This window comes from Tardiphaga sp. vice154 (genome assembly GCF_007018645.1).
In the GTDB taxonomy this organism is placed as follows: domain Bacteria; phylum Pseudomonadota; class Alphaproteobacteria; order Rhizobiales; family Xanthobacteraceae; genus Tardiphaga.
In genome coordinates this window covers 2888569-2915023 of the sequence record NZ_CP041399.1, presented here as the reverse complement: position 1 = coordinate 2915023, position 26455 = coordinate 2888569, and the positions used below count along the sequence as shown (strand labels likewise).

Below are 26455 nucleotides of genomic sequence, written 5' to 3'. Positions count from 1 at the left end.
AGCTAGTCTCGCGACGTGACGACCTCATGAATTCAACGTGTCACCTTGTTGATCTTGCGCTCACCGTCGCATTGCCGCGAAACCGGCGGCGAAACCATCGGGCCGCGACAGCGACGATCGCTTCGACGGCGAAAACCAGGTGCATGCAACATGGGAACGTGCCTCGATATTTTCTCCACTCAGCCTGGGGTAGCGGCAGCAAATTGCCGTTGAAGACCTTGAAGGCAGTCCGCCAGTCTGGAATGTTCTCGATTTCCAAAAGCAGCCCTCACCGCAACGCGCGACCGGCGACCGGCCATGACGGGCGAATCGCCCGTTGGCAGGTGATGCGGCTGCAGGTTAAGACGCTGCCGCTTGGCCGCGGACGGCCCGCGCACGGGCGGACTGCCCAGAGACCGGCGGATCACGGGGATTTGCGGCGATGGCGTCCGTCGCCTGTTCACAAATCGAGCGTATTTCGTCTGCAAAATGCTAAATAGCTCTCTGGATATCCGCCAGCATCCTGGCTCGCTTTGCCCCAAAGGAATTTTTCCATGTTTTCGTTCCGCTTTCTTGCCCCCGCCGCCCTGGCGCTCGCTTTGTGCGGCGCGCCGGCCGTGGCCTCGGCGCAGAGCTTCAACGACGCCCAGCGCGGCGAAATCCAGAAGATCATGAAGGACTATCTGCTGACGCATCCCGAAATCCTCGAGGAAGTCTCCGCCGAGCTGACCAAGCGGCAGGCTGCTGCCGAGGCCGAGAAGCACGCCGCGGCCGTGACCGCCAACGCCAATCTGATCTTCAATTCGCCGCGCGGCGTCACCGTCGGCAACAAGGACGGCGACGTCACCTTCGTCGAGTTCTTCGATTACAATTGCGGTTACTGCAAGAAGGCCATGACCGACATGGTCGAGATCATGAAGGACGATCCGAAGCTCAAGGTCGTGCTGAAGGAGTTCCCGGTGCTCGGACCGGGCTCGGTCGAGGCCGCGCAGGTCGCCGTCGCCGTCCGCATGCAGGACCCGACCGGCAAGAAGTACCTCGACTTCCACCAGAAGCTGCTCGGCGGTCGCGGCCAGGCCGACAAGGCCCGCTCGATGGCGGCGGCCAAGGAAGCCGGACTCGACATGGCCCGGCTGGAGAAGGATTTCTCAAGCCCGGAAGTTCGCGCCACGATCGAGGAGAACTTCAAGCTCGCCGAATCGATGGGCATGAACGGCACGCCGAGCTATGTGATCGGCAAGCAGGTCGTGATCGGAGCGGTCGGCATCGACGCGCTGAAGGAAAAAATCAGCAATGCGCGCTGCGGCAAGGCGATGTGCTGAACCGGCAACGCGTAGTCTTCAACAGAAACCGGCTGCTCTGCGGCCGGTTTTTTCGTGGGGCTGCACGATGCAGCGATCAGCTGGTTTTCGTATCCGAGTTCCTGACCGTGACCGACCGGTCGGTTGCCGTTGCCGGCGCGTCGGCAACGCGGCGTGTGCCTGCTACCAGCGGAGCTTCGGTAAACCTGAGAACAATCTTTTCCAGCAACGCCGTCATCGCCCGCACTCTAAAATTTCGTCGGTGCAAGTCGCAATTGCCGGGAATCGTTCCGCCGAACTGTCCGCAGATCCACCCGGAACATTCCGCGCGTGGCCCGCATTACCCCTGCGGAGGACGCGCATGCCCAAGTATCATTTCGAAATCGTCGACGATTACCGGCTCGAAGATCCCATTGGCCAGGAGCTGCACGACGCCGATCAGGCCATGACCGTCGCCAACGACATCGCCAAGCAGATCGCGACGGACGTTGTCAGCGAGAGCGCGCGGAACGTTGTGGTGATCGACGATTCCGGCACCGAGGTCTACCAGACACCGATCAGCTGCGAAGGCAAAGCCTGAGACCAGGTTTGTTCTTCTGGAACGAACAGGGGACGCCAAATCACGGCCGCGCGAATATTAATTTATTCCTAACGCCGACTTGATCGGTGGACCGGCCTGCCCTTCTGCAGCGGCGCCGCTCGACCGCTTCTCATCACAGGACTGCCCATGAATCACAGGCTCCTTATCGCTGTCGCCGCCGTTATAATGGCCGCCAGTGCTCCGATGCAGGCGCAAACCCCGGCAAGCGGTTCGGGCACGACGCTACCCAGCAGTGCCCCAGCGGCAGCGGCGGCTGAGACGATTCCATCGGCGGATCCCGCCGCCCCCGTCGAGCGAGCAACCCCGGTCAACCGCGACGAGGCCACCGACACCTCTGCTCCCCCGGAAGCCGGCGCCGGCATCAAGCCCGTCGCGTCCGACGACAAGGTGCAGCGCGACAATGGCGACGTGCGCGCCAGCGACGTATTGCCGGGCGGCAAGTGAGATCTTAGCGGCCCGAAAAACGGCCGTATGATCGTCGATAACGTCAGGTCGTTCGGGCCGGAAGCGACGGACGGACGGCCACGGTTAAGCCTTGAAGGCCCCTAACGCCTGCCGACATCCGGTCTGCGATTGGTTTTTCTGAACGCAATGAGGTATTTGGCTGGGGGAACTGGGCTCGTTCAGGCTTCCCCTCGCCCCCAACTCTACTTATAAACCGGGACGTTCGCGCTTGTGCGCCTGCCGGGACACCCTGATGGCAAAAATTGTTTACGTGCTCAACGGCCCCAACCTCAATCTGCTGGGAATCCGCGAGCCGGAAACCTATGGCCACGCCACGCTGGCGGATGTCGAGAGACTCTGCGTCGAGGCAGCCGCGCGCTACGGCCTGTCGGCGGATTGCCGGCAGTCGAACCACGAGGGCGAACTGATCGACTTCATCCACGAGGCCCGCAAAAATGGCGCGGTCGGCATCGTCATCAATGCCGGCGGCTATTCGCACACCTCGATCGCGCTGCACGACGCTCTGGTCGGCGTGCAAATTCCGACCGTCGAAGTCCACGTCAGCAACGTCCACGCCCGTGAAAATTTCCGCCACCACTCGTTCACCGCTCGCGCCGCCTTTGCCAGCCTGTGCGGCTTCGGCATCGAAGGCTATCGCCTCGCCATCAGCGGCCTGGCCGCGAAAATCGGCGCCACGGCGATTGCCTGACGTTCCTCTCACCTTCTTGAATTTGGATTGCACCCATGGCCCGCAAGCCTGACGAAACTTCCACTGCGACTTCGACCGCCAGCAATGACAGCGCGATGATCCGGGAACTGGCGCTGCTGCTCGACGAAACCAATTTGACCGAGATAGAGGTTGAACGCGCCGGCCTGCGCGTCCGCGTAGCCCGCAGTATCAGCGTCAACGCGGCGATGCCGGCGCAGTACCAGCCGGCGCCGCAATATGCCCCGGCTCCGGTGGCCGTCGCCGCCGCTCCGGTGGAAACCGCCAAACATCCCGGTGCGGTCCCCTCGCCAATGGTTGGTACGGTGTATTGGGCCTCGGAGCCCGGCGCCCGGCCGTTCATCGAGGTCGGTACCAAGGTCGCCGTCGGGCAGACCCTGGTCATCATCGAGGCCATGAAGACGATGAACCAGATCCCGGCGCCGCGCGCCGGCACGGTCACGCAGATCCTGGTCGAAGACGGCGCGCCCGTCGAATTCGGCGAGCCGCTGGTCATCATCGAGTAACAACGCAGCCGTCATCCTGAGGTGCTCGCCCAATTGAGCGAGCCTCGAAGGATGAGAGCCATGCGCATGCGGCCATCCTGCGAGGCGCGCAACAGCGCGCACCTCCAGCCGAAACAATCGCGTTTCGGCGGGGATGACGACGGAGCAAGACTGACATGTTCGAGAAAATCCTGATTGCCAACCGTGGCGAGATCGCGCTGCGCATCCTGCGGGCCTGCAAGGAACTCGGCATCGCCACCGTGGCGGTGCACTCCACGGCGGATGCCGACGCGATGCATGTGCGCCTGGCCGACGAGAGCGTCTGCATCGGCCCGCCGTCGTCCAAGGACAGCTATCTCAACATTCCTTCGCTGCTGGCGGCCTGCGAGATCACCGGTGCCGACGCCGTGCATCCCGGCTACGGATTCCTGTCGGAGAACGCGCGCTTTGCGGAAATTCTCAAAGACCATAATTTGCACTTCATCGGCCCGAAGTCCGAGCATATCCGGCTGATGGGCGACAAGATCGAAGCCAAGAAAACCGCGAAACGGCTCGGCATCCCCGTGGTGCCCGGCTCCGAGGGCGGCGTCGGCCCCGAAGACGACGCGATGGCGATCGCCCGCGAGATCGGCTTCCCGGTGCTGGTCAAGGCGGCCTCCGGCGGCGGCGGTCGCGGCATGAAGGTGGCGCAGACCGAAGCCGACCTGATGCTGGCGCTGTCGACCGCGGCGACGGAAGCCAAGGCGGCGTTTGGCGACGCCTCGGTCTATCTCGAAAAATATCTGCAGAAGCCGCGCCACATCGAGATCCAGGTGCTGGGCGACGGCCGCGGCGGCGCCATCCATCTCGGCGAACGCGACTGCTCGCTGCAGCGCCGCCACCAGAAGATCTGGGAAGAAGGACCGTCCCCGATCCTCACTGCCGCCGCGCGTGCCAAGATCGGCGAGACCTGCGCCAAGGCGATGCAGGAGATGCAGTATCTCGGCGTCGGCACCATCGAATTCCTCTACGAGGACGGCGAGTTCTACTTCATCGAGATGAACACCCGGATCCAGGTCGAGCATCCCGTCACCGAGATGATTACCGACATCGATCTGGTTCTGGAGCAGATCCGCATCGCCGCCGGCGGCGACCTGCCCTGCACCCAGGAAGAAGTCATCATCAACGGCCACTCGATCGAGTGCCGCATCAATGCCGAGAACCCGCAGACCTTCCGGCCCTCGCCCGGCAAGATCACGCAATATCACCCGCCCGGCGGCCTCGGCGTCCGCATCGATTCCGCCGTGTACCAGGGTTATGTGATCCCGCCTTATTACGACTCGCTGGTCGGCAAGCTGATCGTGCGCGGCAAGAACCGGCCGGAATGCCTGATGCGGCTGCGCCGCGCGCTCGACGAGATCGTGGTCGAGGGCATCGAAACCACACTGCCGCTGTTCCGCGCGCTGGCGCGCGAGACCGACATCATCGACGGCGACTATCACATTCACTGGCTCGAGCAGTATCTGGCGGGCAAGCCGCCTAGCTGATGCGTTCCGGACGCGGGGGTTGCCCCGCGTCCACTTCGTGGCGGTTCGTTTTACAGTTCGATTTCCATCAGATCGCGGCCGACCACGATCGGCCCTGAATAGTGCTTGCGTGCGCCTTCCGCCCACATTTCGTCGGTGATCGACGGATCGTCGCCCGGCACGAAGTGGGTCATCAGCAGCTTCTTGACGCCGGCCTCTTTGGCGATCCGACCGACATCTTCCGTCGTGGTGTGCGACGCCAGCAGATGCTCCTTCAGCGTCGCGGCATTCTTGACGCGGGCAACCATCGCATCGACGCCCGGCACGTAGAGCGCCTCGTGCACCAGCAGATCCGCACCCTCGGCGAACTTCGCCAGTCCCGGATTGTAAGCGGTGTCGCAGGCGTAGACGATCACGCCATCCGGCGTCTCGAAGCGATAGGCGAAGTTGTCGTTGATCGGCGGATGCGGCGTGCGGAAGGCGGTCACCTTGACCTTGTCGTTGCTCATGACCAGGCCGTTCTCGACGATGTCCTTGGCGACCAGCAGCTTGCGCGGATCCGGCTTGCTCTCGTCGATGATGCGGGTATCGACGTCGAACTTGATGCTTTCCCAATAGGCCTTGGTCAGCGCTTCCATGCCGGCCGGCGCGAACGCCTCGACCTTGTGATTGAGGCCGGCCGACCAGCCGCCATAGACCATGTTGCCGTATTCCAGCACATGGTCGGAATGCAGATGGGTCACGAACACGTAGCGCACGTCGGGCAGCGCCACCTTGGCTTCGACCAGACGCTTGCTGACGCCGGGACCGCAATCGACGACGTAAGGCACGTTATCGACGATCAGGACGTTGGCCGGATTGGACCGGCCGAGACCGACGCGCGGACCGCCCTTGGTGCCCAGGCAGATCCAGCGCGCGCGCTTCTTGGCGGCGGGGGCGACGACGGGCTGCGCCATCGCAGCAGGTATCGCGAGATTGCCGGCAACAGCTCCCAGCATGGAGAGTTTCAGGAGGGCACGGCGGTTGATCGTCATGGGTCGTTCCTCAGAAGATAGTGAGATCGGCGCTGGCGCACGCATGCGGACAGAGCCGTCGGGGGATCGTCACGCGCCACGCGATCCTGCGTGACGCGCCTTCGTGTGAGGCGGCGCGGACGCTGCTCAGAAAGCTGGAGATACGCTCGGTGAGATCGCCGCTGCGGACCGAAAGATCGTCGGCCTTGGCGATCATGCGCAACGCGGCGGCCTCGGCTTCCGTCATGGCCGTGCTGACCGCACCGACATTGGCCGAGACGTCCTTGGTGCCGGAGGCTGCCTGCTGCGCGTTGGCCGCGATCTCGCTGGTGGCCTGGCGCTGCTGGATCACCGACGCCGCGATATCCGCTGTGACCGCATCGACCCGGCCGATGGTCGCCGAGATCAGCTTGATGGCCTCGACGGCAGCGGCGGCTTCCATCTCGATATGACCGATCTGCGCGGTGATGTCGTCGGTTGCCTTGGCGGTCTGCGTCGCCAGCGCCTTGACCTCGCCGGCGACGACCGCAAAGCCCCTACCCGCATCGCCGGCGCGCGCCGCTTCGATGGTGGCATTGAGGGCCAAAAGGTTGGTCTGGCTGGCGATGTCCTGGATGAACTTGATGATGCTGCCGATCCGCTTCACCGCCAGGTCGAGGCCGCCGATACGCCGGTCGGCGTCGCCGACTTCACGCACCGCGTCGGCCGCAATGGCGGCGCAGGTTTCCAGCCGCTCGGCGATGCCGGACACTGCGACGCTCATTTCCTCGGCGGCGCTGGCGATGGTCCCGACATTGACCGAAGCCTCTTCGGCGCCGGCCGCGACGCTGGTGGCACGCGCCGAGGTGCCGGTGGCCAGTCGCGAGCTGGCTTCGGCGTCACGACGAACGGCTTCGCCGGCGGCGCCGACGCCGTCGATCGCCTGGCTGCTGGCCGTGTCGAAGTCCAGTGTCAATTCTTCGATTCGCGCAGCGCGCGCTTCGCGCGCCCGCTGCTGCAGCCGATGTTCGGCTTCGAGGCGCGCCGCCTCGATGGCATTGAGGCGCAAGGTTTCCAGTGCGCCGGCGATGGCCCCGATCTCGTCGCGGCGGCCGCGCGCCGGCACTTCAGCGTCGCGGTCGCCTTCGGCGAGCCGCGTGATCGCGACGGTCATGCCGACCAACGGCTGCACCACGCGGCGGTCGAACAGCACGGTGACACCGATCACCAGAACGACCACCGCCACGAGCAACAAGGCCGCCATCGACAGCCGCGTCAGCGCTTCGGTTTTCGCCGTCTCGGCCAGCACCAGAGCTTGCTGCATCGCGGCATCGCGCACGGCGAGCGCGGACTGTGCCGGCCCGACCAGACGCTTCAGCACGTCCTGAAAACCCACGCCGTAATAGGTCCCGACCAGGCCCTTTGCCGTCATGTCGGCGATGAACTTGTCGGTGTCGCCGAAGAACCTTGCTTCCGCGTCCTTGATGGCCGTTGCCAGCGGCGAGCTCTCGCCCAGCTGGGAAGCCGTCGCCTGCAGCCGGGCCCAGGCATGCCGGATCTCGCCGGTCAGTTCGGAAGCCCCCTGGATGTCCGCGACCATCAACATCTTGTTGCCGCCGGCAGCACGGGTGAAGAAGCTGGCGCGGCGGCCGGCCGCGTCGCGCATGTCCCACGACAGGCGCGCGATCTCGATCAGGCTGCCGACGCCGCCATGCGCGGAGCTGGCGCTGCGTTCGAGCCCGTTGGCAATGCCGGCCACGAGCTCGTTCAGCTCGAGCATCCGCGGCACGAACTCCCGGGCCAGGGCTTGGTCGCGCTGCGCGCGCGGCAGCTTGAAGGCGGTGTCCAGCCGGGCGTAGATCGCCACCAGATCGCGGCGCGATCGGTCGAGATTGGCGACCGCCACGTCGCGCTCCGGATAGGACGCGAGAAGGAAGGCGGCACGGGCGCCGGTGACTTCGTCGGCGAGCACGCCGCGGGCCTTGGCGATCGCCGCAAGTGCGGCCGGGCTGGCCGGATCGTCCGCGAGCAAGGCGGCACTGTCCGGACCGCGGCTGACAGCGAGCTGCTCTGTGGTCCGCAACAGCGCGGTCATGGCCGAAACCAGATGAGCGGCTTCGCTCGAATCCCGGTAGTCGCGCCACTGCTGGACAAGAAAGACGGTGGCAGCGATGGCGATGATGCCGGCCATCGCAGAAACGCATGATAGAAATAGAACACGAACGCGCATGTTGGCCCCTTTTGACGTCTCCATACGGCTCCCGCGTTAAGTCATGTCTAAAATTGGTAATAAGATGCCTCCTATCCATCGCAATATTGAAACTGTCATGTCCATGCCGACAGAACGCCCTTCGGAACCAATGAAGCAGTTCGACGTTGACGCGCTGCCCGGGAGCTTGCCGGTGCGGGGGACGTCTTGATTCAATCTTCAGTGCAAAAAACCATTCCGGGAACCGCCGCAAGCGCCCGGCGTCGTTCGATCGGCCAGATTCTGCTGTTGGCCGCCGGCTTCGTCGTGCTGGTCGCGATCAGCGCGTCGTCGGTGATCCTGGTCAACCAGGCGCGGGAGGATTCCGGCTGGGTCGTCCACACCGTCGAGGTCGAGAACCAGCTTGCGACGTTGTTGCTGGAGATTCGCCGCGCCGAGAGCGCCGCCCGGGCATTTCTGCTGAACGGACAGGCGAACTTCCTCACCGAGCACGAAACGGCCGTGGCGGCGATCCTTCCCGGGCTGGACAAGCTGGCCAGGCTGACCGACGACAATCCGCTGCAGACCGAAAACATGAAGAAACTCCGCCCGGCAGTCGAAGCGCGGATGGGGGAATTTGCAAAGGCCGTTGGGCTCGTCAAGCAGAACGATACGCCAAGCGCCGTGGCCATGCTGCCGCAGACCGGCAACGGCGCCGCGGTGCAGGCGATCGGCGAGACCGCGCGGGCCATGCGCGCCGTGGAAGAAAAACTCTTCCTTGAGCGCACCCGCACCGCCGACCAGACCCAGCAACTGGCCTCGATCGTCACCGTCGCCGGCTCCGGCCTGGTGATTGCGCTGGCCGGCCTGTCGATCTTCCTGGTCCAGCGCTCGTCGCGCGCCCGCGATGACGCCGAGGCGCAACTGCGCGAGAACAACCTCAATCTGGAAACCACGGTGCAGGAGCGCACCGCAGATCTCATCGAGGCCAATGAGGAAATCCAGCGCTTCGCCTACATCGTCAGCCATGACCTGCGCTCGCCACTCGTCAACATCATGGGCTTCACCAGCGAACTCGAAGAACTACGTGGTGACATCTTCCGTCGCATTGCTACACTCGGCAACGACACGCCGCTGGTGCCGGACGTCAATGGCGAATTGCCCGAGCCGGCGCTGGCCGAGCAGGACAGGCAGCTATCAACCGACTTCACCGAGGCGCTCGGCTTCATCAAGTCGTCGATCGGCAAAATGGACCGGCTGATCAGCGCCATCCTCAATCTGACGCGCGAGGGCCGCCGCGAGTTCAAGCCCGTCAAGATCGACACCCGCGAACTGATCGAGAACATCGCCTCCACCGTTGCGCATCAGGCCGCAGAGACCGAAACGACGATCCGCGTCGAGCCGCTGCCCGACATCACCAGCGATCGCCTCGCAATGGAGCAGATTTTCGGCAATTTGATCGATAATGCGCTGAAATATCTCAGGCCCGGCATTCCCGGCGATATCCTGATCAAGGGTCGCAGCAAGATGGGCTTTGTGATTTTCGAGGTGATCGACAACGGGCGCGGCATCGACCCGAAAGACCACCAGCGGATCTTTGATCTTTTCCGGCGGGCGGGTACACAGGACAAGCCGGGACAGGGTATCGGTCTGGCCCATGTCCGAGCTCTGGTCCGGCGAATGGGCGGCACCATGTCGGTGGCGTCGGAACTGGGCAATGGCAGCAATTTCACCGTTACGCTTCCGGCGAAGTGGACGGGCAAGAACCGGGACAAGCAATCATGAGCAAGCCAGTCACCATCATCATGATCGAGGATGACGAGGGCCACGCCCGCCTGATCGAACGCAACATCCGGCGCTCCGGCGTCAACAACGAAATCATTCCGTTCACCAACGGTACAGATGCGCTGGCCTACCTGTTCGGCAAGGATGCCGGCGGCGAGGACCACAAGGGCGAGGCGCTGCTGATCCTGCTCGACCTCAATCTGCCCGACATGACGGGCATCGACATCCTGCGCAAGGTCAAGGAAAGCAACCTGCTGAAATGTGCGCCGGTCGTGGTGCTCACCACCACCGACGACGCCCAAGAGATCAAGCGTTGCTACGAACTTGGTTGTAACGTCTACATCACCAAGCCGGTGAACTACGAAAGCTTCGCCAACGCGATTCGTCAGCTCGGGCTGTTCTTCTCCGTAATTCAGGTACCGCAAGCCAACTCATGACATCGAAGCCTGCCCCCACGCTGCTCTATATCGACGACGACGCCGGTCTGGCCCGGCTGGTGCAGCGTGGCCTGACGCGCCAGGGCTTTACCGTCGAGCATTGCGACAATGGCGAAGCCGGTCTGGCGCGGATCCGGCAGGGTGGCATCGACGTGATCGCGCTCGACCAGTACATGCCGGGGCTCGACGGTCTGGAGACGCTGGCGCAGATCCAGGCCATCCTCGGCGCGCCGCCCGTCGTGTTCGTCACCGCGTCGCAGGATTCCAAGATCGCCATTACCGCGCTGAAAGCCGGTGCGGTCGATTACATCGTTAAGGACACCCAGGGTGATTTCGTGCCGCTGCTGCACGTCGCCTGCACCACCGCCATCAAGCAGGCGATGATCTCGAAGGCGCGCGACGACGCCGAGGCCGAAGTCCACGCCTCGCGCGATCGCTACGCCGCGCTCGCCGCCGAGCGCGAAATGCTACTGCGCGAGGTCAACCATCGCGTCGGCAATTCGCTGCAGATCATCGCATCGCTGCTGCATCTGCAGGCCAATTCGTCGGGCGACGAACACGTCAAGGCGGCGCTGACCAATGCGATGGGCCGCGTCGCCGCCGTGGCCCAGGTGCATCGCCGGCTCTATACGTCTCACGACCTCAAGAGCGTGCTGCTCAACCAGTATCTCGAAGCCTTGCTTGAAGACCTCAGGCGCTCCGCCGAGGGCAACCGGATGTCGCGCCTGACGCTCAAGGCAACGGCTGTCGAGATCGACCCCGATCGCGCGGTGGCGATCGGCATCATCGTCAACGAGCTGGTGATGAACGCCGTCAAATACGCCTATCCCGATGGCGCCGGACCGATCCATGTCGTGCTGACCGCCCAGGGCGACGCGCTCGAACTGTCGATCACCGACGATGGCGTCGGCCTCAACGTCAAGGCCGATCCGCGCTCCACCGGCATGGGCCAGCGCATCGTCAGCGCGATGGCTAACAAGCTCGAGGCCACCGTCGAGCGCGATCCCAACCACAGCGGCACCCGCATCATCCTGCGGTTCTGTGCCGTCTCCAAACCGGCCGTCGCACCGCCAATGAGCGCGGCAGGCTAAGCGGCTCGCCTATGCGGCCCCGCCCTGCTATCGTACGATGATGAGCTCGCGCGATACCGCCTCTTCCGAAGTCACGCCCGACTTGCTGCTGCGGGCCTATGCCTGCGGCATTTTTCCGATGTCGGAAAGCGCCGACGATCCCGGCCTGTTCTGGGTCGAGCCGGAAGAGCGCGGCGTGATTCCACTGGACGATTTTCGCGTCGCCTCGCGGCTCGCCCGCACGGTGCGCTCGGACGTCTATACCGTCACCGTCAACACCGCCTTCAAGCGGGTGATCGCGGAATGCGCCGCGCCAAAACCCGGCCGTGACGACACCTGGATCAACCAGCGGATCCGCGACCTCTACACGGCACTGCATGGCATGGGGCATGCCCACAGCGTCGAGGTCTGGGAAAATGACGAGCTGGTCGGCGGGCTGTACGGCGTCAGTCTCGGCCGCGCGTTTTTCGGCGAAAGCATGTTCCACCACGCCCGCGACGCCTCGAAAGTGGCTTTGGTGCATCTGGTCGCGCGGCTGATCGCGGGCGGCTTCAAGCTGCTCGACACGCAATATGTCACCGAGCACCTGCGCAGCTTCGGCGCCACCGAAGTGCCGCGGCGGCGTTACCGGCAATTGCTCGACGCCGCACTCGACGGCATCGCGGAATTCGACAAACTGCCGGTGGCGTTTCCCATGAAAGGCAGCGTGATGCTGCAAATCATCGCCCGCAAGGATGCGGCCTGAAGCTTTCAACACTTTGAGGATGCGAACAGGGGGCGGTTATTAGTCGGATAACCGCCCCCTGTCGCTGTGCTGTTGAAAGGCTACCTGAACTGCGGGAAAGCCGGTCCCGGCAGCGGCTGCTGCTGCACCGGCTGCGGGCGCGGTGCCTGCTTTGGCGGGGCACGCTTCTGCGGAGCGACCGGCTTCGGGGCTTCCGGCGCGGCGGTGGCCAACGTGGCTTCGGGATTCTTGCAGTCGCTCAGCCAGACGTCATAGATCGGATGCTCGACGCCGTGCAGGCCGGGACTGGCGGCAAACATCCAGCCGGAGAAAATCCGCTTCACCTCGCCCTGCAGCGTGATCTCATCGACCTCGACGAAGGCGTCGGTATTGGCGGCCTCGGTCGCCGGGCGGGTGTAGCAGGCGTCGGTCTTCACCCGCAGCGCGCCGAACTGCACGGTCTCGCCGATGTCGGCGTCGAAATTGATGATCCGGCCGGTGATCTTGTCGAGGCCCTGAAACACCGCCTTCTTGTTGACGATCTTCTGCGCCGGCGGCTCGGCGACCACTTCGTCGCCGGGCTGCAGCGTCGCGGCCGGCGCAGGCGCCTGCTTGGCGCCGCGCGGCAGCGCACCGGGGGGCACAGCGCCCGGCGCGGGAGCCGCGGCCGGCGGCGCATTGGCGATGCCGGGCTGCGGCGCGGATGCGGCGCCGGGCGGCACGTTCTGGGGAATCACGGTGGTGGCCGGCGGCGGCGCCAAAGGCTGCGACTGCACGGCGCCGGGAGGCGGCACGCCCTGCCCCGGCCGTGTCGGCAGCAACCGGCCCTGCGGCAACTCGGGCACTTCCTCTTCGTCGTCGAACTGCGGCTGCGGCTGGCCGCGCGGCACGTTGCCGGGCGGCCGCGGAATCAGATCGTTGAACAGATTGCCGAGCTGCGCCTGCGCCGGCGGCGCCTGCGTCAACGACGTCGCGGCCAGCAAGGTGGCCAGTCCGGCAAGGGTCAGGAATCGAAACATTCTGCGGCTCAATCGGCAATCAGGCTTGCGACAGTGTATCGATAAGTCGTTGCGGCCGCTCGCAATGATCCCGGTTAACACGGCGAATACGGCAACGGAAGGGCGTCTGCCGCGACATACCGTGCGCTATCGCAGAGTGGGCGCATCATCCTGCATTATGGTCGGCACGGCGCCAAAGCGCCTTTGCCCACCCTGCGACCGCGCACCGTGCCGCGATGGAGTACCTACCATGACCACGCCCCTGCATATCGGCCTGCTGCTGTTTCCCAACCTGACCCAGCTCGACCTGACCGGACCGAAGTCCTGGGGATGGTCAAGGCGAGGATGGCAGAGCGGACTGGGCGCAGCGATGCGATGACCCGCGCGGCGGCAAGACTGGAGACGTCGAAAGACTAGTTGCCCGGCGTCCAGGGCTGATAGTCGCCGGTCGCCTTGGGACGGTGGCCGGAGGCCAGCGTGGAGCCGGCGGGACGGTAGGCATAGGGCGTGCCCGTCAGATTCGGCACGTGCGGCTTCTGCCATTCCTTGGCGACGTAGGTCTCCTCGGTGGGGGCGACATCGACGGTATGGTGCAGCCAGCCGTGCCATGACGGCGGTACCCGGGAGGCCTCGACCGTGCCGTTATAGACCACCCAGCGCCGCTGGAAACCCAGCGTGGGGTCGATCACGCCACCTTTGGTGCGGTAATAGGTGTTGCCCGCCTCGTCCTGACCGACGAGTTCGCCGAATCGCCAGGTCCACAATTGCGTGCCAAAGGTCTGGCCGCTCCACCAGGTGAAAAATTTCAGCAGAAACAGCTTCATGACGCCAGCCGGTTGGATGATTGCTGGGCCTGTGATGCCATCCGCAAGCGCAATTGTCCAGTTGGCTGCGCCCGCGCCGCGCCACCGATCGCCACAGCATCAGCGGGCACCTGCGCCTCCGCGGCATTCGCATCCGGCATCCGCAAGGGCATCGCATCACCAAGTGGTGTGCGGAGGATTTGGAACGCCCGCCCCTCGGACCGGTTAGAGCGGCATCACATGCAGGAGAATAGGATGATCAATCTGAAAACGATGGGTGCCGTGGCCGTGATGGCTCTGGCTGTACCTTTGGCGACCTCGACGGAGAGCTTTGCACAGGCCAAGCCGTTCAGCGGCGGCGGCCCCGGTGGTGGTGGTGGTGGATTCCACGGTGGTGGCGGCGGCGGATTCCGCGGCGGCGGTGGTGGTCCGCGCTTCGGCGGCGGTGGCGGCGGTTTCAACCGCGGTGCATTTGCCGGTGGACCGCGCTTCGGCGGCGGTGGCGGCTGGCATCGTGGCGGTTACGGACGTGGCGGCGGCGGACTGGTAGCCGGTGCCCTGATCGGCGGCGCCCTGGCGTCCGGCGCCTACGGCTACGGCAACGGCTACTATGGCGGCAGCCCGTATTACGGTTCCTACGGTTCCTATGGAGCCTATGATGCACCTTACGATGACGGTGCCGAGATCGTCGAAGTCGCGCCCGCCGGTGGCGACGTGAACTACTGCATCCAGACCTACAAGTCGTACAATGTCCGCACCGGAACCTATCTCGGGTACGATGGCTTGCGGCACGCCTGTCCGTAACGCGTGACGAACGATTGTGGTGAGTACGGTGCCTCCGGGCGCCGTCCTCACCATGTTTGCGGGTAACATCGGTAACGGCTATGAATGGTACCGTGCCGCGAAACGCTGCGGCCCGTCATGCGTATTAGTTGGCGTACCGGCTGAGATCGCCGCGCCGCTCAAAGCAGGTTCCGTGAACTCTTCCAATCAGCACAAAGCCGCCGACCTGCATGCCAACGAGACGGAGCGCCTGAAGGCGCTGCGCTCCTACGGGATTCTCGACACGGCGGCCGAATCCTCGTTCGACGACATCACCAAAATCGCGAGCTATGTCTGTCAGACGCCAGTCGCGCTGATCAGCTTGGTCGATGAGGGCCGGCAATGGTTCAAATCCCAGCATGGGTTTGAGCCGCGCGAGACTCCGCTGGCGGAATCGATCTGTGCGCATGCGCTGCTCGAGCACAGTTTTCTCGAGGTCGAGGACACCACCCAGGATCCGCGTTTCGACGGCAATCCGCTGGTGATCGGCATGCCGCATATCCACTTCTATGCGGGCGCGCTGCTGCGCACGCCGGACGGCCTGCCGCTCGGCACGGTCTGCGTGCTCGACGACAAGCCGCGGGTGCTTTCGCCGGAGCAGCGCGATGTGCTGGCAGCCCTTGCCCGTCAGGTGATGTCGCAAATGGAGTTTCGCCGCGCACTGGTGCTGTCGGACCGGCTGCAGCGCAACATCAGCCGCCTGATGGCGGTGGCCGGTCACGACCTCAAGCAGCCGCTGCAGGTCATGATCATGGCGATCGACCGCATCCGCAACAAATTGACCGACGAAAAGGACCGCACCCGGCTCGGCTATGCCATCGACGCCGGCATGCGGATGGCTGAAGAACTCGACCGGCTCGCCGAAACCTCGGTGCTGCAGACCGGTTACGGCGTGCCGGCGCTGAAATCCTTCGGGATCGCCGAAGTGTTCGACTCCATCGTCGCCAACTGGCGTCTGCACGCCGAGGCCAAGGGGCTCGATCTGGTGGTGGTTCCGTCGAAGGCGCGCGTGGTGTCCGATCCCACCATGCTGCGCGCCATCCTCGGCAACCTCGTCGGCAATGCCATCAAATACACCGCGCAGGGCCGCGTGCTGGTCGGCTGCCGCCGCCGCGGCCATGAGCTGAGTGTCGAGGTGATGGATTCCGGCCCAGGCATCGCCGCCGAACAGCGCGATGCGATCTTCGAGGCGTTCCACCAGATCAATCCCGCCAGCGAAGGCCTCGGCCTCGGCCTGTCGATCGTGCGGCGCAGCGCCGAAGCGCTCGGACATGCCATCACGCTGCAATCCACCCTCGCCCGCGGCTCGCATTTCAGCGTCCGCGTGCCCTTGGCGGCGGTGTCGGTCTAGCCAACGGACTTTGCTAGCTGCGCGTCGCCAGCATCACGCCGGCCAGCGTCAGTACCAGCGCGGCGATCTGGCCAATCCCGAGCGGCTCGTGCAACGCGATCGCCGAGACGACCACGCCGATCACCGGCACCGCCATGGTACCAATCGCCGCGACCGACGCCGGCAGCATTTTCAGCGCCGCAAACCAGCACAGATAGGCGATGCAGAACGGCACGATGACAATGTAGGCCAGCAGGCTCCAGCCGGTCGATGACAAGGCCGCGAAGTTCGGCGTTTCGAAGATGAGCCCGAGCAGTGCCACCGGCACGCAACCGATCCCGATCTGCCACGCCGTCGATGTCAGGAGCGGCAGCGCCAGCCTGAAGCGCTTCGCCAGCACCGTGCCGAGCGCGAAGCCGAACGCGCCGAGCAGCGCCAGCGCCACGCCCGGCAGCTTCTCCGCGCTGGTGGAGAGGCCATCGGCGCCCATCAGCGCGGTAATGCCGGCGAAGGCCATCACCATCGCCAAGATCCGCGACAGCGACATCCGCTCGCCCAGGATCCACCAGGCCAGCACCGCCGCCCATACCGGCATCGTGTAGGCGATCACCGCGGCCTCGCCGCCCGGCAGCCACAGCAGCGCCAGCCCCATCAGCGCCATCCATCCGGTGACGTTGAGCAGCGCCAGCACGATCAATGGCCCCCACTGCGCCGGCGCCACGCGAAGGCTCTCGCCGCGCCACAGCGCCAGCGCGGCCAGCAGGCTGCCGCCGATGATGCCGGTGAAGCCGCGCGCGGTGAGCGGCGGCAGCTCGGCGATCAGGAACTTCATCACCGGCCAGTTCAGCCCCCAGCCGACCGAGGTGATTGCGAGAAACAGCAGGCCCAGCGGCGCGATGCGCGCGCGAGAGACGGGAGGTTCGGAGACTGACATGGGCGGACCGGCTGATGAACGGAAGCAACGCCTACACCGCCGCCCGGCCCGGACCAATGCCCGGCGACGCAGGCGCGCCATGCGCGCGCGATGCTGGAGGGGCCTCGCTACTCCGCCGCCACCTGCAGCCGCGCGGCGCTGGCGTCGCGCAGCGGCGACTGGCCGTACAGGCGGCTGTATTCGCGGCTGAACTGCGACGGGTCGTTTTGCAGGATCGTGCATGAATCTCGCAGGATCGCGATAACGCCGGAACGGCATCTGCCGGCATAAGCAACGGCCGGGAGCGCGCTCCCGCACAGCCCCGGCGGAGCCTGCCATGACCCCCCCTCCTGCATCTCGCGCAAACTCGTCCTGATCACCGATTCCGGCAGCGCGATCGGCGAAGCCATCGCCCGCCATCTGGCGTCGCAGGGCTACAAGGTGATGCTCGGCGGCCGAAGCCTCGACCGGCTTGCGGCGCTGGCTGGCGCGATCACGCGGGCCGGCAGCGCGAGCTACCAAGAACTCGACGTCACGAGCCGCGGCAGCCTGCGGGCGTTCCTGCTGATCGCCGAGGCCTGCCATGGCCCGATCGACGCGCTGGTCGACACCGCCGGAATGCCCCCCGCGATGGCCGCGGTGCTGGCGACGCAGGGCATCGCGCGGGTGCTCCATGTGCCGACCGACCACGCGCTGCAGGCGAACGCGATCGCCGGTACGATCGGTCGTGCCCTCGAGCAACCCGGCACGATCGATCCGGGCCTGAGGCGGTTCCGCCCGGCCATGCGGGCCTAGAAGACCACGCGCTCCAGCCTGCCTCGCGGGGAACCGCGACTGGCCTTTTGCACACCCTTGCCGCCCCGCCTGAGTCTCGCAAAAGCAATGGTTCGATGACAAAATAAAGTTGGCCTGTGAACAACGGGCGCAGCTTCGACAACCCGGACAAATTGAAATAATTCGGCTTCCGATTCCGTGAGGACTCACCGATACTTGCCAGCAATCGGGTGCCCTCCAAGCCCCGCTTCCCACCATATTTAGTAATTGGTTTAGGAACTCGTACTAGTTCTTGACGGGTGCAGGGAGTCGGCCTAGTTTTCGAAACGTCCGGTGCGGGTAGCGAGATAGGCATCCGGACGCTCCCCAAAAGGGTTCCAGAATGACCGCTCCGACAGCCTTGTCAGCTTTCGGGGATGGGTCGGTCTGTCCCTGAACGGGCGACCTTTTGGTGGTCACGATGAGCCGAACAATGGCTCGGGTGGCACGGTAACGCGTTGAGCATGACCCCGGCACTTCCGGGTGGCCGGCACGCCGGCCAACGCATGCTCCGAAATCAACATGCGGTCCCTTTCGGGGATCGCGACAGCAATGCAACCGCCGGCGCCCCCCTGGGGGCTTGTCGGCACAGACGGGGCACGACCATGAAGATCAATCGCCGCTACACCACCACGGACCAGTCGCCCTATGCCGGGATCAACTTCCGTCACACGACCTCCGAGATCCGCAACCCGGACGGCTCCGTGGTGTTCAAGCTGGAGAATGTCGAAGTCCCCGATTCCTGGTCGCAGGTTGCCTCCGACGTGCTGGCGCAGAAATATTTCCGCAAGGCCGGCGTCGCCGCCCGCCTGAAGAAGGTCGAGGAAGAGACCGTGCCGTCGTGGCTGTGGCGCTCGGTGCCCGACACCGAGGCGCTGGCCGCCCTGCCCGAGAAAGAGCGCTTCGTCTCGGAGCTGTCGTCCAAGCAGGTGTTCGACCGCCTCGCCGGCTGCTGGACCTATTGGGGCTGGAAGGGCTCGTACTTCACTTCCGAGGAAGACGCGCACGCCTTCCACGACGAGCTGCGCTACATGCTCGCCAAGCAGATGGTCGCGCCGAATTCGCCGCAGTGGTTCAACACCGGCCTGCACTGGGCCTATGGCATCGACGGTCCCGGCCAGGGCCATTATTACGTCGACTGGAAGACCGGCAAGCTGACCAAGTCGAAATCGTCCTACGAGCACCCGCAGCCGCACGCCTGCTTCATTCAGGGCGTCGAGGACGATCTGGTCAATGAAGGCGGCATCATGGACCTCTGGGTCCGCGAAGCCCGTCTGTTCAAGTACGGCTCCGGCACCGGTTCCAACTTCTCCCGCCTGCGCGGCGAAGGCGAGAAGCTGTCGGGCGGCGGACGCTCCTCCGGCCTGATGTCGTTCCTGAAGATCGGCGACCGCGCCGCGGGCGCGATCAAGTCGGGCGGCACCACGCGCCGCGCCGCCAAGATGGTGGTGGTCGACGCCGACCATCCGGATATCGAAGCCTATATCGACTGGAAGGTGAAGGAAGAGCAGAAGGTCGCGGCCCTCGTCACCGGTTCGAAGATGAACCAGAAGCACCTCAAGGCGATCCTGAAGGCCTGCGTCAATTGCGAAGGCTCCGGCGACGACTGCTTCGATCCCGAGAAGAACCCGGCGCTGCGCCGCGAGATCAAGCTCGCGCGCCGCTCGCTGGTCAATGACAATGTCATCAAGCGCGTCATCCAGTACGCCCGCCAGGGCTACAAGGAGATCGACTTCCCGGTCTACGACACCGACTGGGATTCGGAGGCCTACCTCACCGTCGCCGGCCAGAACTCCAACAATTCCGTCTCGCTGAAGGACGACTTCCTGCGCGCGGTGGAGACCAATGGAAATTGGGACCTGATCGCCCGCAAGGACGGCAAGGTCATGAAGACGCTGAAGGCGCGTGACCTCTGGGAGAAGATCGGCTACGCCGCCTGGGCCTCGGCCGATCCCGGCCTGCACTTCAACACCACAATGAACGACTGGCACACCTGCAAGTCGTCGGGCGACATCCGCGCCAGCAACCCCTGCTCCGAATACATGTTCCTCGACGACACAGCCTGCAACCTGGCCTCGGCCAATTTGCTGACGTTCCACGATGTCGCGACCAACCGCTTCGACATCGACGCCTACGAGCACCTCTGCCGCCTGTGGACCATGGTGCTCGAGATCTCCGTCATGATGGCGCAGTTCCCGTCGAAGCCGATTGCGGAGCTGTCGTTCGAATTCCGCACCCTTGGCCTCGGCTATGCCAACATCGGCGGCCTGCTGATGTCGATGGGCCTGTCCTACGACTCCAAGGAAGGTCGTGCGCTGTGCGGTGCCCTCACCGCGGTCATGACCGGCGTGTCCTATGCGACGTCGGCTGAGATGGCGAAAGAACTCGGCCCGTTCCCCGGCTACAAGAAGAACGCAGCCCACATGCTGCGCGTGATCCGCAACCATCGCCGCGCGGCGCATGCCGAATCCCGCGGCTATGAAGGCCTCGCCGTCAATCCGGTGCCGCTCGACCACGCCTCCTGCCCGCAGGCCGACATCGTCACCCACGCCAAGGCGGCCTGGGATCTCGCGCTCGAACTCGGCGAACTACACGGCTACCGCAACGCCCAGACCACGGTCGTGGCGCCGACCGGCACCATCGGCCTCGTCATGGATTGCGACACCACCGGCATCGAGCCCGACTTCGCACTGGTGAAGTTCAAGAAGCTCGCCGGTGGCGGCTACTGGAAGATCATCAACCGCGCCGTGCCCGCAGCACTCCGCGTGCTCGGCTATCGCGAGAGCGAGATCGCCGAGATCGAGGCCTATGCGGTCGGCCATGGCTCGCTGAGCAACGCGCCCGGCATCAACGTCTCGACGCTGAAGGCCAAGGGCTTTACCGACGAAGCGCTGAAGAAGGTCGAGGCAGCCTTGCCGACCGCCTTCGACATCAAGTTCGCCTTCAACAAGTGGACGTTTGGCGAAGACTTCCTCCGCGACACGTTGAAGATCGCGCCGGAAGCGATCGCGGCCCCCGGCTTCGACCTCTTGGCCGCCGTCGGCTTCTCCAAGCGCGAGATCGAAGCGGCCAACGTGCACATCTGCGGCGCGATGACCGTGGAAGGCGCCCCGCACCTGAAGGCCGAGCACTACAACGTGTTCGACTGCGCCAATCCCTGCGGCAAGATCGGCAAGCGCTACCTCTCGGTGGAAAGCCACATCCGCATGATGGCGGCGTCGCAGCCGTTCATCTCGGGCGCGATCTCCAAGACCATCAACATGCCGAACGACGCCACCGTCGAGGATTGCAAGGACGCCTATCTGCTCTCCTGGAAGCTGGCGCTGAAGGCCAACGCGCTGTACCGCGACGGCTCGAAACTGTCGCAGCCGCTGAACTCGCAGCTCATCTCCGATGATGACGAGGACGAGGACGGCATCGAGAGCTTCATGGAGAAGCCGATGGCGGCGCGCACCGCGCACGTCGCCGAGAAAGTCGTGGAGCGCCTGGTCGAGCGCATCGTGGTGATGCGCGAGCGCGAGAAGATGCCGGATCGCCGCAAGGGCTACACCCAGAAGGCGGTCGTCGGCGGCCACAAGGTCTATGTCCGCACCGGCGAATATGATGACGGCCGGATCGGCGAGATTTTTATCGACATGCACAAGGAAGGCGCGGCGCTGCGCTCCTTCATCAACAACTTCGCCATCGCGGTGTCGCTCGGTCTGCAATACGGCGTGCCGCTGGAGGAATATGTCGACGCCTTCACCTTCACCCGCTTCGAGCCCGCGGGCCCGGTGCAGGGCAACGACAGCATCAAATACGCGACGTCGATCCTCGACTACGTGTTCCGCGAACTCGCGGTCTCCTATATGGGCCGCTTCGACCTCGCCCATGTCGACCCGACCGAGACGCATTTCGACGCGCTCGGCAAGGGCGTGGCGGAAGGCAAGGAGCCGGCCGGCCACAACAAATACGTCTCCAAGGGCCTGACCCGCTCGCGCACCGACAATCTCGTCGTCATGCGCAGCGAGCCCGCCCCCTCGACCGAAGGCGGCGCCCGCAGCCAGGGCGCCAGCAACGTCACGGCCCTGGCCTCCGGCCACGCCGCGACCGCGCAAGGACCCGCCGGCACCGCCACGGCGCTGAAGACCGCCGAGCCGGACCGCGCGCTGTCGCCGACCGAAAAGCTCGAGGCGCAAGCTTGGAGCAAGCCGGGCACGGCAGCCGCCGCGGCTCAGCCCAGCAAGGCCGAGCGTCGCGAAGAAGCGAAAGCCAAAGGCTATGAGGGCGAGATGTGCGGCGAATGCGGCCACTTCTCGCTGGTGCGTAACGGCACGTGCATGAAGTGCGATACGTGTGGCTCGACGACGGGGTGCAGCTAACTATCAAACGCCGTCATGGCCGGGCTTGTCCCGGCCATCCAAGAAAAAAGGCGGCCGTAAGGTCGCCTTTTTGCTGTTCGTACCACAACAAGTGTGACAACCTTTAGATGTGCTTTTCAGCTTGGATGCCGACTAGGACACAAGCTTTGCCCTAACCAGACGCATTTCTAAGCTACACGAGAATGGACGACGATTTCTTCGGAGGCGCCATAACTTCATTCCGAGCATTCTTAGAGCTTGGAGTGAGAGTTGTAACTGGCGACAAAGAATTCAGTATCTTTCAAGATATCGACGGAATTCAATTTGGCCAACGATGGCAGAGCCAGTTGGACCAGGCGATCGAAACCACCCGCCTTTTAATACCAATAATTACTCTCCTCTTTTTCCAGAGCGGCGCCTGCCGCGATGAGTTGACGAAATTCATTAGCCACGAGCGCGAGTTGGGTCGACGTGATTTGATTCTTCCACTTTATTTTGTCACAGCCGCAGCCCGTAGGGCGGGTTAGCGCAGCGTAACCCGCCGCTTCATCGACCGCATCGCCTGCGATAGATGGACTACGTTTCGTTGATCCGCTTACTTGCTAAGACGCCTCAGTGCCTTTCACATTTTTAAGCTATTGCATCGTCCAAAGAACACGGGATACACTACTTCTGGTAGTTAACCGGGAGGCTGCGATGCGATGTCTCTTTACGTTTTTATTTTTGTCACTATTCCCAATTTCAGCTCAAGCTCAGATCACTCCATTGTCGACATGGGTGAACACACGAGGGTCCACTCTCACAGCATGGTTCGTTGAGCCGGTCACTGGATCATTCATTGGCACATATGTGAACAATGCCGCCGGATTTGAGTGTCAGGGTGCGCCATACGAAGTCCGTGGCCTTACCAAAGGAACCGCCGTCACCTTCAAGGTTGACTGGAACGGGCTTGGTGTACCCGACTGCAAATCGACTACGATCTGGCAAGGTCGGGTTGTAGGTCCGACGATGAGCACTCGCTGGACCCTCGATTATACCGGTCGTGACGGCAAACCCCACCGTATGTATGGCAGAGATCGATTCACGCGACGCTGAGCAAGCGTAGAGCCCGTAACCCGCCGCCTTGCGGATATCGGGAGGATTACGCTTCGCTCACCGGCCTGCTCGCGGCCCCGCATGGCGCTTCGCTGATGCGGCCGACACGCGACATCGAATCGTTTGACTCCCCGGCGCCGCGCTCCCTAAGTGGCCACAAAGCGACACAAGGAGAGACGTTTTGCGCAAGGTTCTTATTGCCGTCGGATTGATGCTCGGCATCGGCCACGCCGCGGCGGCGGATTATCCGACACGGCCGATCCGGCTGATCGTGCCGCTGCCGGCCGGCACGTCGACCGACGTGATCGCACGGGTGCTGGCCGACACGGTGTCGCCAAAGCTCGGGCAGCAGATCATCATCGACAACAAGCCCGGCGCCGACGGCGCGATCGCCGCCAGCGAAGTGAAACGCAGCGCCGCAGACGGCTACGTCATCATGCTTGCCTCCAACACCGCGATGTCCGGCGTTCCGGCGACGCGCAAGGCGCCGCCCTATGACAGCTCGACCGACTTCACGCCGATTACCGACATCGGTCGCTACAACTTCTTCTTCTTCGTCAACAAGGACATTCCCGCCAGGACGCTGGCGGAGTTCATCGCCTATGCCCGGGCCAATCCCGGCAAGCTGGCCTACGGCGCCGGCAACATCAGCGGGCGGCTGGCGTTCGCGTCGCTGGCGACCACCAGCGGGCTCGATCTCACGCATGTGCCCTATCGCGGCGAGCCGCCCGCGATGACCGACCTGATCACCGGCCGCATCAACGCCATGGTCGCGACCTCCGGCACCGGCATGCCGCAGGTCAAGGACGGCAAGATCGTCGCGCTCGCCACCATCCTGGAGAAGCGCAGCGCGATCGCGCCTGATGTGCCGACGATCGCCGAAGCGGGCTTTTCGGATTTCAAAATCGAGCCGTGGGCCGGGCTGTTCGGCCCGCCCGGCATGCCCGCCGACATCGTGGCGAAGCTCAACAAGGCCTTTCACGAGGCGATGGCCGATCCGGTCGTGAAGCAGCGCATGGTCGAGCAGGACTTTGCGCTGACGCCATCCACGCCCGAGGAACTGGCCGCGCTGATGAAGCGGCAGCTCGAGGTGCATCGAAAGATCGTCGCCGCGGCCGGCATCGAGATGATGCCGTAGCGACCACGGCCGCGAGCCCGCCCGGACCGGTTGCCGCCGGTGCGGGCGCGGCCTAAACCGTCGCCGATGTCTTCGACGCGCACCACGCCTCCGCTCCGCAAACCGCGCACAAGGCGTGGCGTATCCGGTCTCAGGCGACGCCTCGGACGCCGGCTGCGCGGGCTGCGGCCGCGCTGGGCGGCCCGGCCGGTCGCGGTCCGCATCGTGATCGTCGTGGCCGCGCTGCTGATCGGCGCGCCGCTCGTCAATCTCGTCGTGCAGCTAGTGCGCAAGCCGACCGAGCTTTTGTTCTTTGCGGACACCGTGCTGAACAAGCCGCCCACCGAGACCTGGCGGCACTACGGCGCGCGGTTCCGGAACTATTCGACCGACGCCGTCTCGCCCGAATTGCTGGCCGCGCTGACGCAGACCGAGAGCACCGGCAATCCGGCCGTGCGGACCTATTGGCGCTGGCGGTGGGGCTGGAATCCGTTCGCTTGGTACCGGCCCGCCTCCAGCGCCGTCGGCCTGTTGCAGATGACCGATCCGGCCTTTGCCGAGGCCTCGCGCTTTTGCATCCGCGGCCATGTGGTGGTCAGCGATTGCTGGTTCACCAGCCTGTATTTTCGCTCGCTGCCCGGCCACGCCATCGAGCTGGCGTCGATCTATCTCGACCGCCAGACCGCCTCCGTGCTGATCGCCGTGCCCGGCAAGGCGCCGAGCGCGCCGCAGAAGCAGGATCTCGCGGCCGTCATCCATCTGTGCGGCGCCGGGCCCGGCCGCGCCTTCGTGCGCCGCGGCTTCCGGCCCGCGCCGGGCGAGCGCTGCGGCGATCACTCCGTCGCGGGCTATCTCGGCCGCGTCAACGCCATGAAGCAGCAGTTCGTGCGGCTCGCCGCGAACAATCCGGGCTGACCGCCGGCGCTACGCCCGTGTCACCTCGTAGATGACAAACCGCTCCACCATGATCGAATGCGTCGCGACGTGCTGCCGCCGCAGGCCGGCCTGCGCGATCAGGTGATCGAACAACGCCATGTTGCTGTCCGACGACACCAGCAGATACATCGTGCCGCCCGGGGCGAGATGCGCCGCGGCCTGGTCGAACAGCGCAAGGATGTCGCGATAGCCGGGGCCGGCATGCCAGGCCCGGTCCGCGACATTGCGCGGTTCGCCGGAAAACGACGGCGGGCTGGAGATGATGACGTCGAAGGTCTGATCCGGCGGCACCGCCGAAAACAGGTCGGACTCGCGCGCCTCGACCTGCGGCAGGCCGTTGGCGACGGCGTTCAGCGCGGCGGCGCGCGCGGCCTGCGGATTGATGTCGAGTGCCAGCACGGAGGCGGCGCCGGCGCGCGCGGCGGACAGCGCCAGAATGCCGGAGCCGGTGCCGATCTCGACCACGCGCTTGCCGGCAAAATCCTGCCGCTGCAGGAATTCGGCGAAGAACCGGCTGGTCAGGAACAGCTTTGGATGAAACACGGTCGGCGGCACCGTCAGGCTCAGCCCTCCGACCTCGGTCTTCGAGGTCCGGCGGCTGTTCAGCACGAAGTGGAACGACAGGAAGTGCACGACCTTGCGGAACACCGCGCGCAGCGGGCCGAAAGTGTCGTCTGCCTTGATCGGGCTGTTGTCGATCGTCACGGCGGTCTCCCTGCGGTTGTTGTTTCCCAAGCCGTCGCCGAACCCGGCGCGGCCGTCAAGACCGCGATACCAATCGCAACTGCAGCAAACGGCCGCGTCAGCGCCGTGCAGCCGCGTTGCTGCCTCGCCGCGGCCGACCTGCCCGCCGACTATCTTGACATCATTCCTAGTAAGGATTATAAACCGCGCATCGTGTTCGCGAGGGGCGCTGTCATGAGGCGTCTTGGTAGCGGAGCAGGATGCGGTGTCCCGCGCGTGCGCCTCGCAAGCGTACCCCGGGAGGCCGGGGGTCGCCGTCCGGGCCTACTACGGGGCTCTGCCGCCATTTGTCGGCTGGACGCGGAC

General features: G+C 64.7%; 26 protein-coding genes. 19 read left to right on the top strand and 7 right to left on the bottom strand.

Going from position 1 to position 26455, the window contains the following annotated elements:
• Positions 1-533 precede the first annotated feature (533 nt).
• The 6 genes from FIU28_RS13620 (at position 534) to accC (ending at position 5063) form a co-directional block, all read left to right on the top strand.
• Positions 534-1301 (top strand): DsbA family protein, encoded by a 768-nt coding sequence (locus FIU28_RS13620; RefSeq protein WP_143573714.1) that lies wholly within the window; start codon positions 534-536, stop codon positions 1299-1301.
• Between the two features lie 340 nt (positions 1302-1641).
• On the top strand, positions 1642-1860 hold the full coding sequence (locus FIU28_RS13615; protein WP_143573712.1) for a DUF6894 family protein: 219 nt from the start codon (positions 1642-1644) through the stop codon (positions 1858-1860).
• Positions 1861-2007: 147 nt separating this feature from the next.
• Positions 2008-2325: a hypothetical protein gene (locus FIU28_RS13610; RefSeq protein ID WP_143573711.1), complete on the top strand. Its 318-nt coding sequence runs from the start codon at positions 2008-2010 to the stop codon at positions 2323-2325.
• Between the two features lie 253 nt (positions 2326-2578).
• Positions 2579-3034, top strand: a complete 456-nt coding sequence (aroQ, locus tag FIU28_RS13605) for a type II 3-dehydroquinate dehydratase (RefSeq protein ID WP_143573709.1) — start codon at positions 2579-2581, stop codon at positions 3032-3034.
• Positions 3035-3069: 35 nt separating this feature from the next.
• Positions 3070-3558 (top strand): acetyl-CoA carboxylase biotin carboxyl carrier protein, encoded by a 489-nt coding sequence (gene accB / locus FIU28_RS13600; protein WP_143573708.1) that lies wholly within the window; start codon positions 3070-3072, stop codon positions 3556-3558.
• A 155-nt stretch (positions 3559-3713) separates the two neighbouring features.
• The gene (gene accC / locus FIU28_RS13595; RefSeq protein WP_143573706.1) at positions 3714-5063 is read left to right on the top strand and encodes an acetyl-CoA carboxylase biotin carboxylase subunit; all 1350 of its coding nucleotides are present in this window, start codon (positions 3714-3716) and stop codon (positions 5061-5063) included.
• Between the two features lie 50 nt (positions 5064-5113).
• Here accC and FIU28_RS13590 read toward each other — a convergent pair whose 3' ends face one another.
• Positions 5114-6076 (bottom strand): MBL fold metallo-hydrolase, encoded by a 963-nt coding sequence (locus FIU28_RS13590; RefSeq protein WP_143573704.1) that lies wholly within the window; start codon positions 6074-6076, stop codon positions 5114-5116.
• Positions 6077-6086: 10 nt separating this feature from the next.
• On the bottom strand, positions 6087-8225 hold the full coding sequence (locus tag FIU28_RS13585) for a methyl-accepting chemotaxis protein (protein WP_168209944.1): 2139 nt from the start codon (positions 8223-8225) through the stop codon (positions 6087-6089).
• Between the two features lie 240 nt (positions 8226-8465).
• Here FIU28_RS13585 and FIU28_RS13580 point away from each other — a divergent pair, with 240 nt between their 5' ends.
• Genes FIU28_RS13580 through aat form a run of 4 tightly spaced genes read left to right on the top strand, consistent with a single transcriptional unit; the run spans position 8466 to position 12259 of the window.
• Complete coding sequence (locus FIU28_RS13580; RefSeq protein ID WP_246660671.1) at positions 8466-10007, top strand: sensor histidine kinase; 1542 nt, start codon at positions 8466-8468, stop codon at positions 10005-10007.
• Positions 10004-10444: a response regulator gene (locus FIU28_RS13575; RefSeq protein ID WP_143573700.1), complete on the top strand. Its 441-nt coding sequence runs from the start codon at positions 10004-10006 to the stop codon at positions 10442-10444. Before FIU28_RS13580 ends, FIU28_RS13575 begins: the two co-directional genes overlap by 4 nt.
• A complete protein-coding gene (locus FIU28_RS13570) occupies positions 10441-11535 on the top strand; it encodes a sensor histidine kinase (protein ID WP_143573698.1) in 1095 nt (364 codons plus the stop codon). Before FIU28_RS13575 ends, FIU28_RS13570 begins: the two co-directional genes overlap by 4 nt.
• A 40-nt stretch (positions 11536-11575) precedes the next feature.
• Complete coding sequence (gene aat, locus FIU28_RS13565) at positions 11576-12259, top strand: leucyl/phenylalanyl-tRNA--protein transferase (RefSeq protein ID WP_143576175.1); 684 nt, start codon at positions 11576-11578, stop codon at positions 12257-12259.
• Between the two features lie 80 nt (positions 12260-12339).
• Here aat and FIU28_RS13560 read toward each other — a convergent pair whose 3' ends face one another.
• Positions 12340-13257: a DUF2155 domain-containing protein gene (locus tag FIU28_RS13560; protein WP_143573696.1), complete on the bottom strand. Its 918-nt coding sequence runs from the start codon at positions 13255-13257 to the stop codon at positions 12340-12342.
• A 229-nt stretch (positions 13258-13486) separates the two neighbouring features.
• Between FIU28_RS13560 and FIU28_RS27200 the strand changes: the two genes are divergently transcribed.
• Complete coding sequence (locus FIU28_RS27200) at positions 13487-13615, top strand: hypothetical protein (RefSeq protein ID WP_256365907.1); 129 nt, start codon at positions 13487-13489, stop codon at positions 13613-13615.
• 34 nt (positions 13616-13649) lie between these two features.
• On the opposite strand, the gene FIU28_RS13555 is transcribed toward FIU28_RS27200, so the two are convergent.
• The gene (locus FIU28_RS13555) at positions 13650-14060 is read right to left on the bottom strand and encodes an NADH:ubiquinone oxidoreductase subunit NDUFA12 (protein WP_143573694.1); all 411 of its coding nucleotides are present in this window, start codon (positions 14058-14060) and stop codon (positions 13650-13652) included.
• A gap of 234 nt (positions 14061-14294) precedes the next feature.
• Between FIU28_RS13555 and FIU28_RS13550 the strand changes: the two genes are divergently transcribed.
• The gene (locus FIU28_RS13550) at positions 14295-14843 is read left to right on the top strand and encodes a BA14K family protein (RefSeq protein ID WP_143573692.1); all 549 of its coding nucleotides are present in this window, start codon (positions 14295-14297) and stop codon (positions 14841-14843) included.
• Between the two features lie 172 nt (positions 14844-15015).
• A complete protein-coding gene (locus FIU28_RS13545) occupies positions 15016-16212 on the top strand; it encodes a sensor histidine kinase (protein ID WP_210247727.1) in 1197 nt (398 codons plus the stop codon).
• 13 nt (positions 16213-16225) lie between these two features.
• On the opposite strand, the gene FIU28_RS13540 is transcribed toward FIU28_RS13545, so the two are convergent.
• Both FIU28_RS13540 and FIU28_RS13535 read right to left on the bottom strand, forming a co-directional pair.
• A complete protein-coding gene (locus FIU28_RS13540) occupies positions 16226-17125 on the bottom strand; it encodes a DMT family transporter (protein ID WP_143573690.1) in 900 nt (299 codons plus the stop codon).
• A 107-nt stretch (positions 17126-17232) separates the two neighbouring features.
• A complete protein-coding gene (locus tag FIU28_RS13535; RefSeq protein ID WP_143573688.1) occupies positions 17233-17514 on the bottom strand; it encodes a hypothetical protein in 282 nt (93 codons plus the stop codon).
• On the opposite strand from FIU28_RS13535, the gene FIU28_RS13530 reads away from it, so the two are divergent.
• The 6 genes from FIU28_RS13530 (at position 17459) to FIU28_RS13505 (ending at position 25384) form a co-directional block, all read left to right on the top strand.
• Entirely contained in the window at positions 17459-17899 is a 441-nt protein-coding gene (locus FIU28_RS13530; protein ID WP_143573686.1) for an SDR family oxidoreductase, read from the top strand. The genes FIU28_RS13535 and FIU28_RS13530 overlap by 56 nt on opposite strands.
• Before the next feature lie 623 nt (positions 17900-18522).
• On the top strand, positions 18523-22278 hold the full coding sequence (locus tag FIU28_RS13525) for a vitamin B12-dependent ribonucleotide reductase (RefSeq protein ID WP_143573684.1): 3756 nt from the start codon (positions 18523-18525) through the stop codon (positions 22276-22278).
• Between the two features lie 182 nt (positions 22279-22460).
• Positions 22461-22784, top strand: coding sequence for a TIR domain-containing protein (locus tag FIU28_RS13520; protein ID WP_143573682.1), 324 nt, complete (start codon positions 22461-22463; stop codon positions 22782-22784).
• Positions 22785-22953: 169 nt separating this feature from the next.
• Complete coding sequence (locus tag FIU28_RS27355) at positions 22954-23352, top strand: avidin/streptavidin family protein (protein WP_143573681.1); 399 nt, start codon at positions 22954-22956, stop codon at positions 23350-23352.
• A 181-nt stretch (positions 23353-23533) separates the two neighbouring features.
• On the top strand, positions 23534-24490 hold the full coding sequence (locus tag FIU28_RS13510; RefSeq protein ID WP_246660670.1) for a Bug family tripartite tricarboxylate transporter substrate binding protein: 957 nt from the start codon (positions 23534-23536) through the stop codon (positions 24488-24490).
• 66 nt (positions 24491-24556) lie between these two features.
• Positions 24557-25384 (top strand): lytic transglycosylase domain-containing protein, encoded by an 828-nt coding sequence (locus FIU28_RS13505; RefSeq protein ID WP_246660669.1) that lies wholly within the window; start codon positions 24557-24559, stop codon positions 25382-25384.
• A 9-nt stretch (positions 25385-25393) separates the two neighbouring features.
• On the opposite strand, the gene FIU28_RS13500 is transcribed toward FIU28_RS13505, so the two are convergent.
• Positions 25394-26110: a methyltransferase gene (locus FIU28_RS13500; protein ID WP_246660668.1), complete on the bottom strand. Its 717-nt coding sequence runs from the start codon at positions 26108-26110 to the stop codon at positions 25394-25396.
• Between the last annotated feature and the right edge of the window lie 345 nt (positions 26111-26455).

Coding starts and splice junctions, on each gene's coding strand:
- aroQ (WP_143573709.1), top strand. CDS start 2,579: ATGGCAAAAATTGTTTACGTGCTCAACGGCCCCAACCTCAATCTGCTG.
- FIU28_RS13535 (WP_143573688.1), bottom strand. CDS start 17,514: ATGGCTTCGCCGATCGCGCTGCCGGAATCGGTGATCAGGACGAGTTTG.
- FIU28_RS13615 (WP_143573712.1), top strand. CDS start 1,642: ATGCCCAAGTATCATTTCGAAATCGTCGACGATTACCGGCTCGAAGAT.
- FIU28_RS13520 (WP_143573682.1), top strand. CDS start 22,461: ATGGACGACGATTTCTTCGGAGGCGCCATAACTTCATTCCGAGCATTC.
- FIU28_RS13590 (WP_143573704.1), bottom strand. CDS start 6,076: ATGACGATCAACCGCCGTGCCCTCCTGAAACTCTCCATGCTGGGAGCT.
- FIU28_RS13540 (WP_143573690.1), bottom strand. CDS start 17,125: ATGTCAGTCTCCGAACCTCCCGTCTCTCGCGCGCGCATCGCGCCGCTG.
- FIU28_RS13570 (WP_143573698.1), top strand. CDS start 10,441: ATGACATCGAAGCCTGCCCCCACGCTGCTCTATATCGACGACGACGCC.
- aat (WP_143576175.1), top strand. CDS start 11,576: ATGAGCTCGCGCGATACCGCCTCTTCCGAAGTCACGCCCGACTTGCTG.
- accB (WP_143573708.1), top strand. CDS start 3,070: ATGGCCCGCAAGCCTGACGAAACTTCCACTGCGACTTCGACCGCCAGC.
- FIU28_RS27355 (WP_143573681.1), top strand. CDS start 22,954: ATGCGATGTCTCTTTACGTTTTTATTTTTGTCACTATTCCCAATTTCA.
- FIU28_RS13585 (WP_168209944.1), bottom strand. CDS start 8,225: ATGGCCGGCATCATCGCCATCGCTGCCACCGTCTTTCTTGTCCAGCAG.
- FIU28_RS27200 (WP_256365907.1), top strand. CDS start 13,487: ATGACCACGCCCCTGCATATCGGCCTGCTGCTGTTTCCCAACCTGACC.
- accC (WP_143573706.1), top strand. CDS start 3,714: ATGTTCGAGAAAATCCTGATTGCCAACCGTGGCGAGATCGCGCTGCGC.
- FIU28_RS13610 (WP_143573711.1), top strand. CDS start 2,008: ATGAATCACAGGCTCCTTATCGCTGTCGCCGCCGTTATAATGGCCGCC.
- FIU28_RS13555 (WP_143573694.1), bottom strand. CDS start 14,060: ATGAAGCTGTTTCTGCTGAAATTTTTCACCTGGTGGAGCGGCCAGACC.
- FIU28_RS13575 (WP_143573700.1), top strand. CDS start 10,004: ATGAGCAAGCCAGTCACCATCATCATGATCGAGGATGACGAGGGCCAC.
- FIU28_RS13525 (WP_143573684.1), top strand. CDS start 18,523: ATGAAGATCAATCGCCGCTACACCACCACGGACCAGTCGCCCTATGCC.
- FIU28_RS13505 (WP_246660669.1), top strand. CDS start 24,557: ATGTCTTCGACGCGCACCACGCCTCCGCTCCGCAAACCGCGCACAAGG.
- FIU28_RS13560 (WP_143573696.1), bottom strand. CDS start 13,257: ATGTTTCGATTCCTGACCCTTGCCGGACTGGCCACCTTGCTGGCCGCG.
- FIU28_RS13620 (WP_143573714.1), top strand. CDS start 534: ATGTTTTCGTTCCGCTTTCTTGCCCCCGCCGCCCTGGCGCTCGCTTTG.
- FIU28_RS13550 (WP_143573692.1), top strand. CDS start 14,295: ATGATCAATCTGAAAACGATGGGTGCCGTGGCCGTGATGGCTCTGGCT.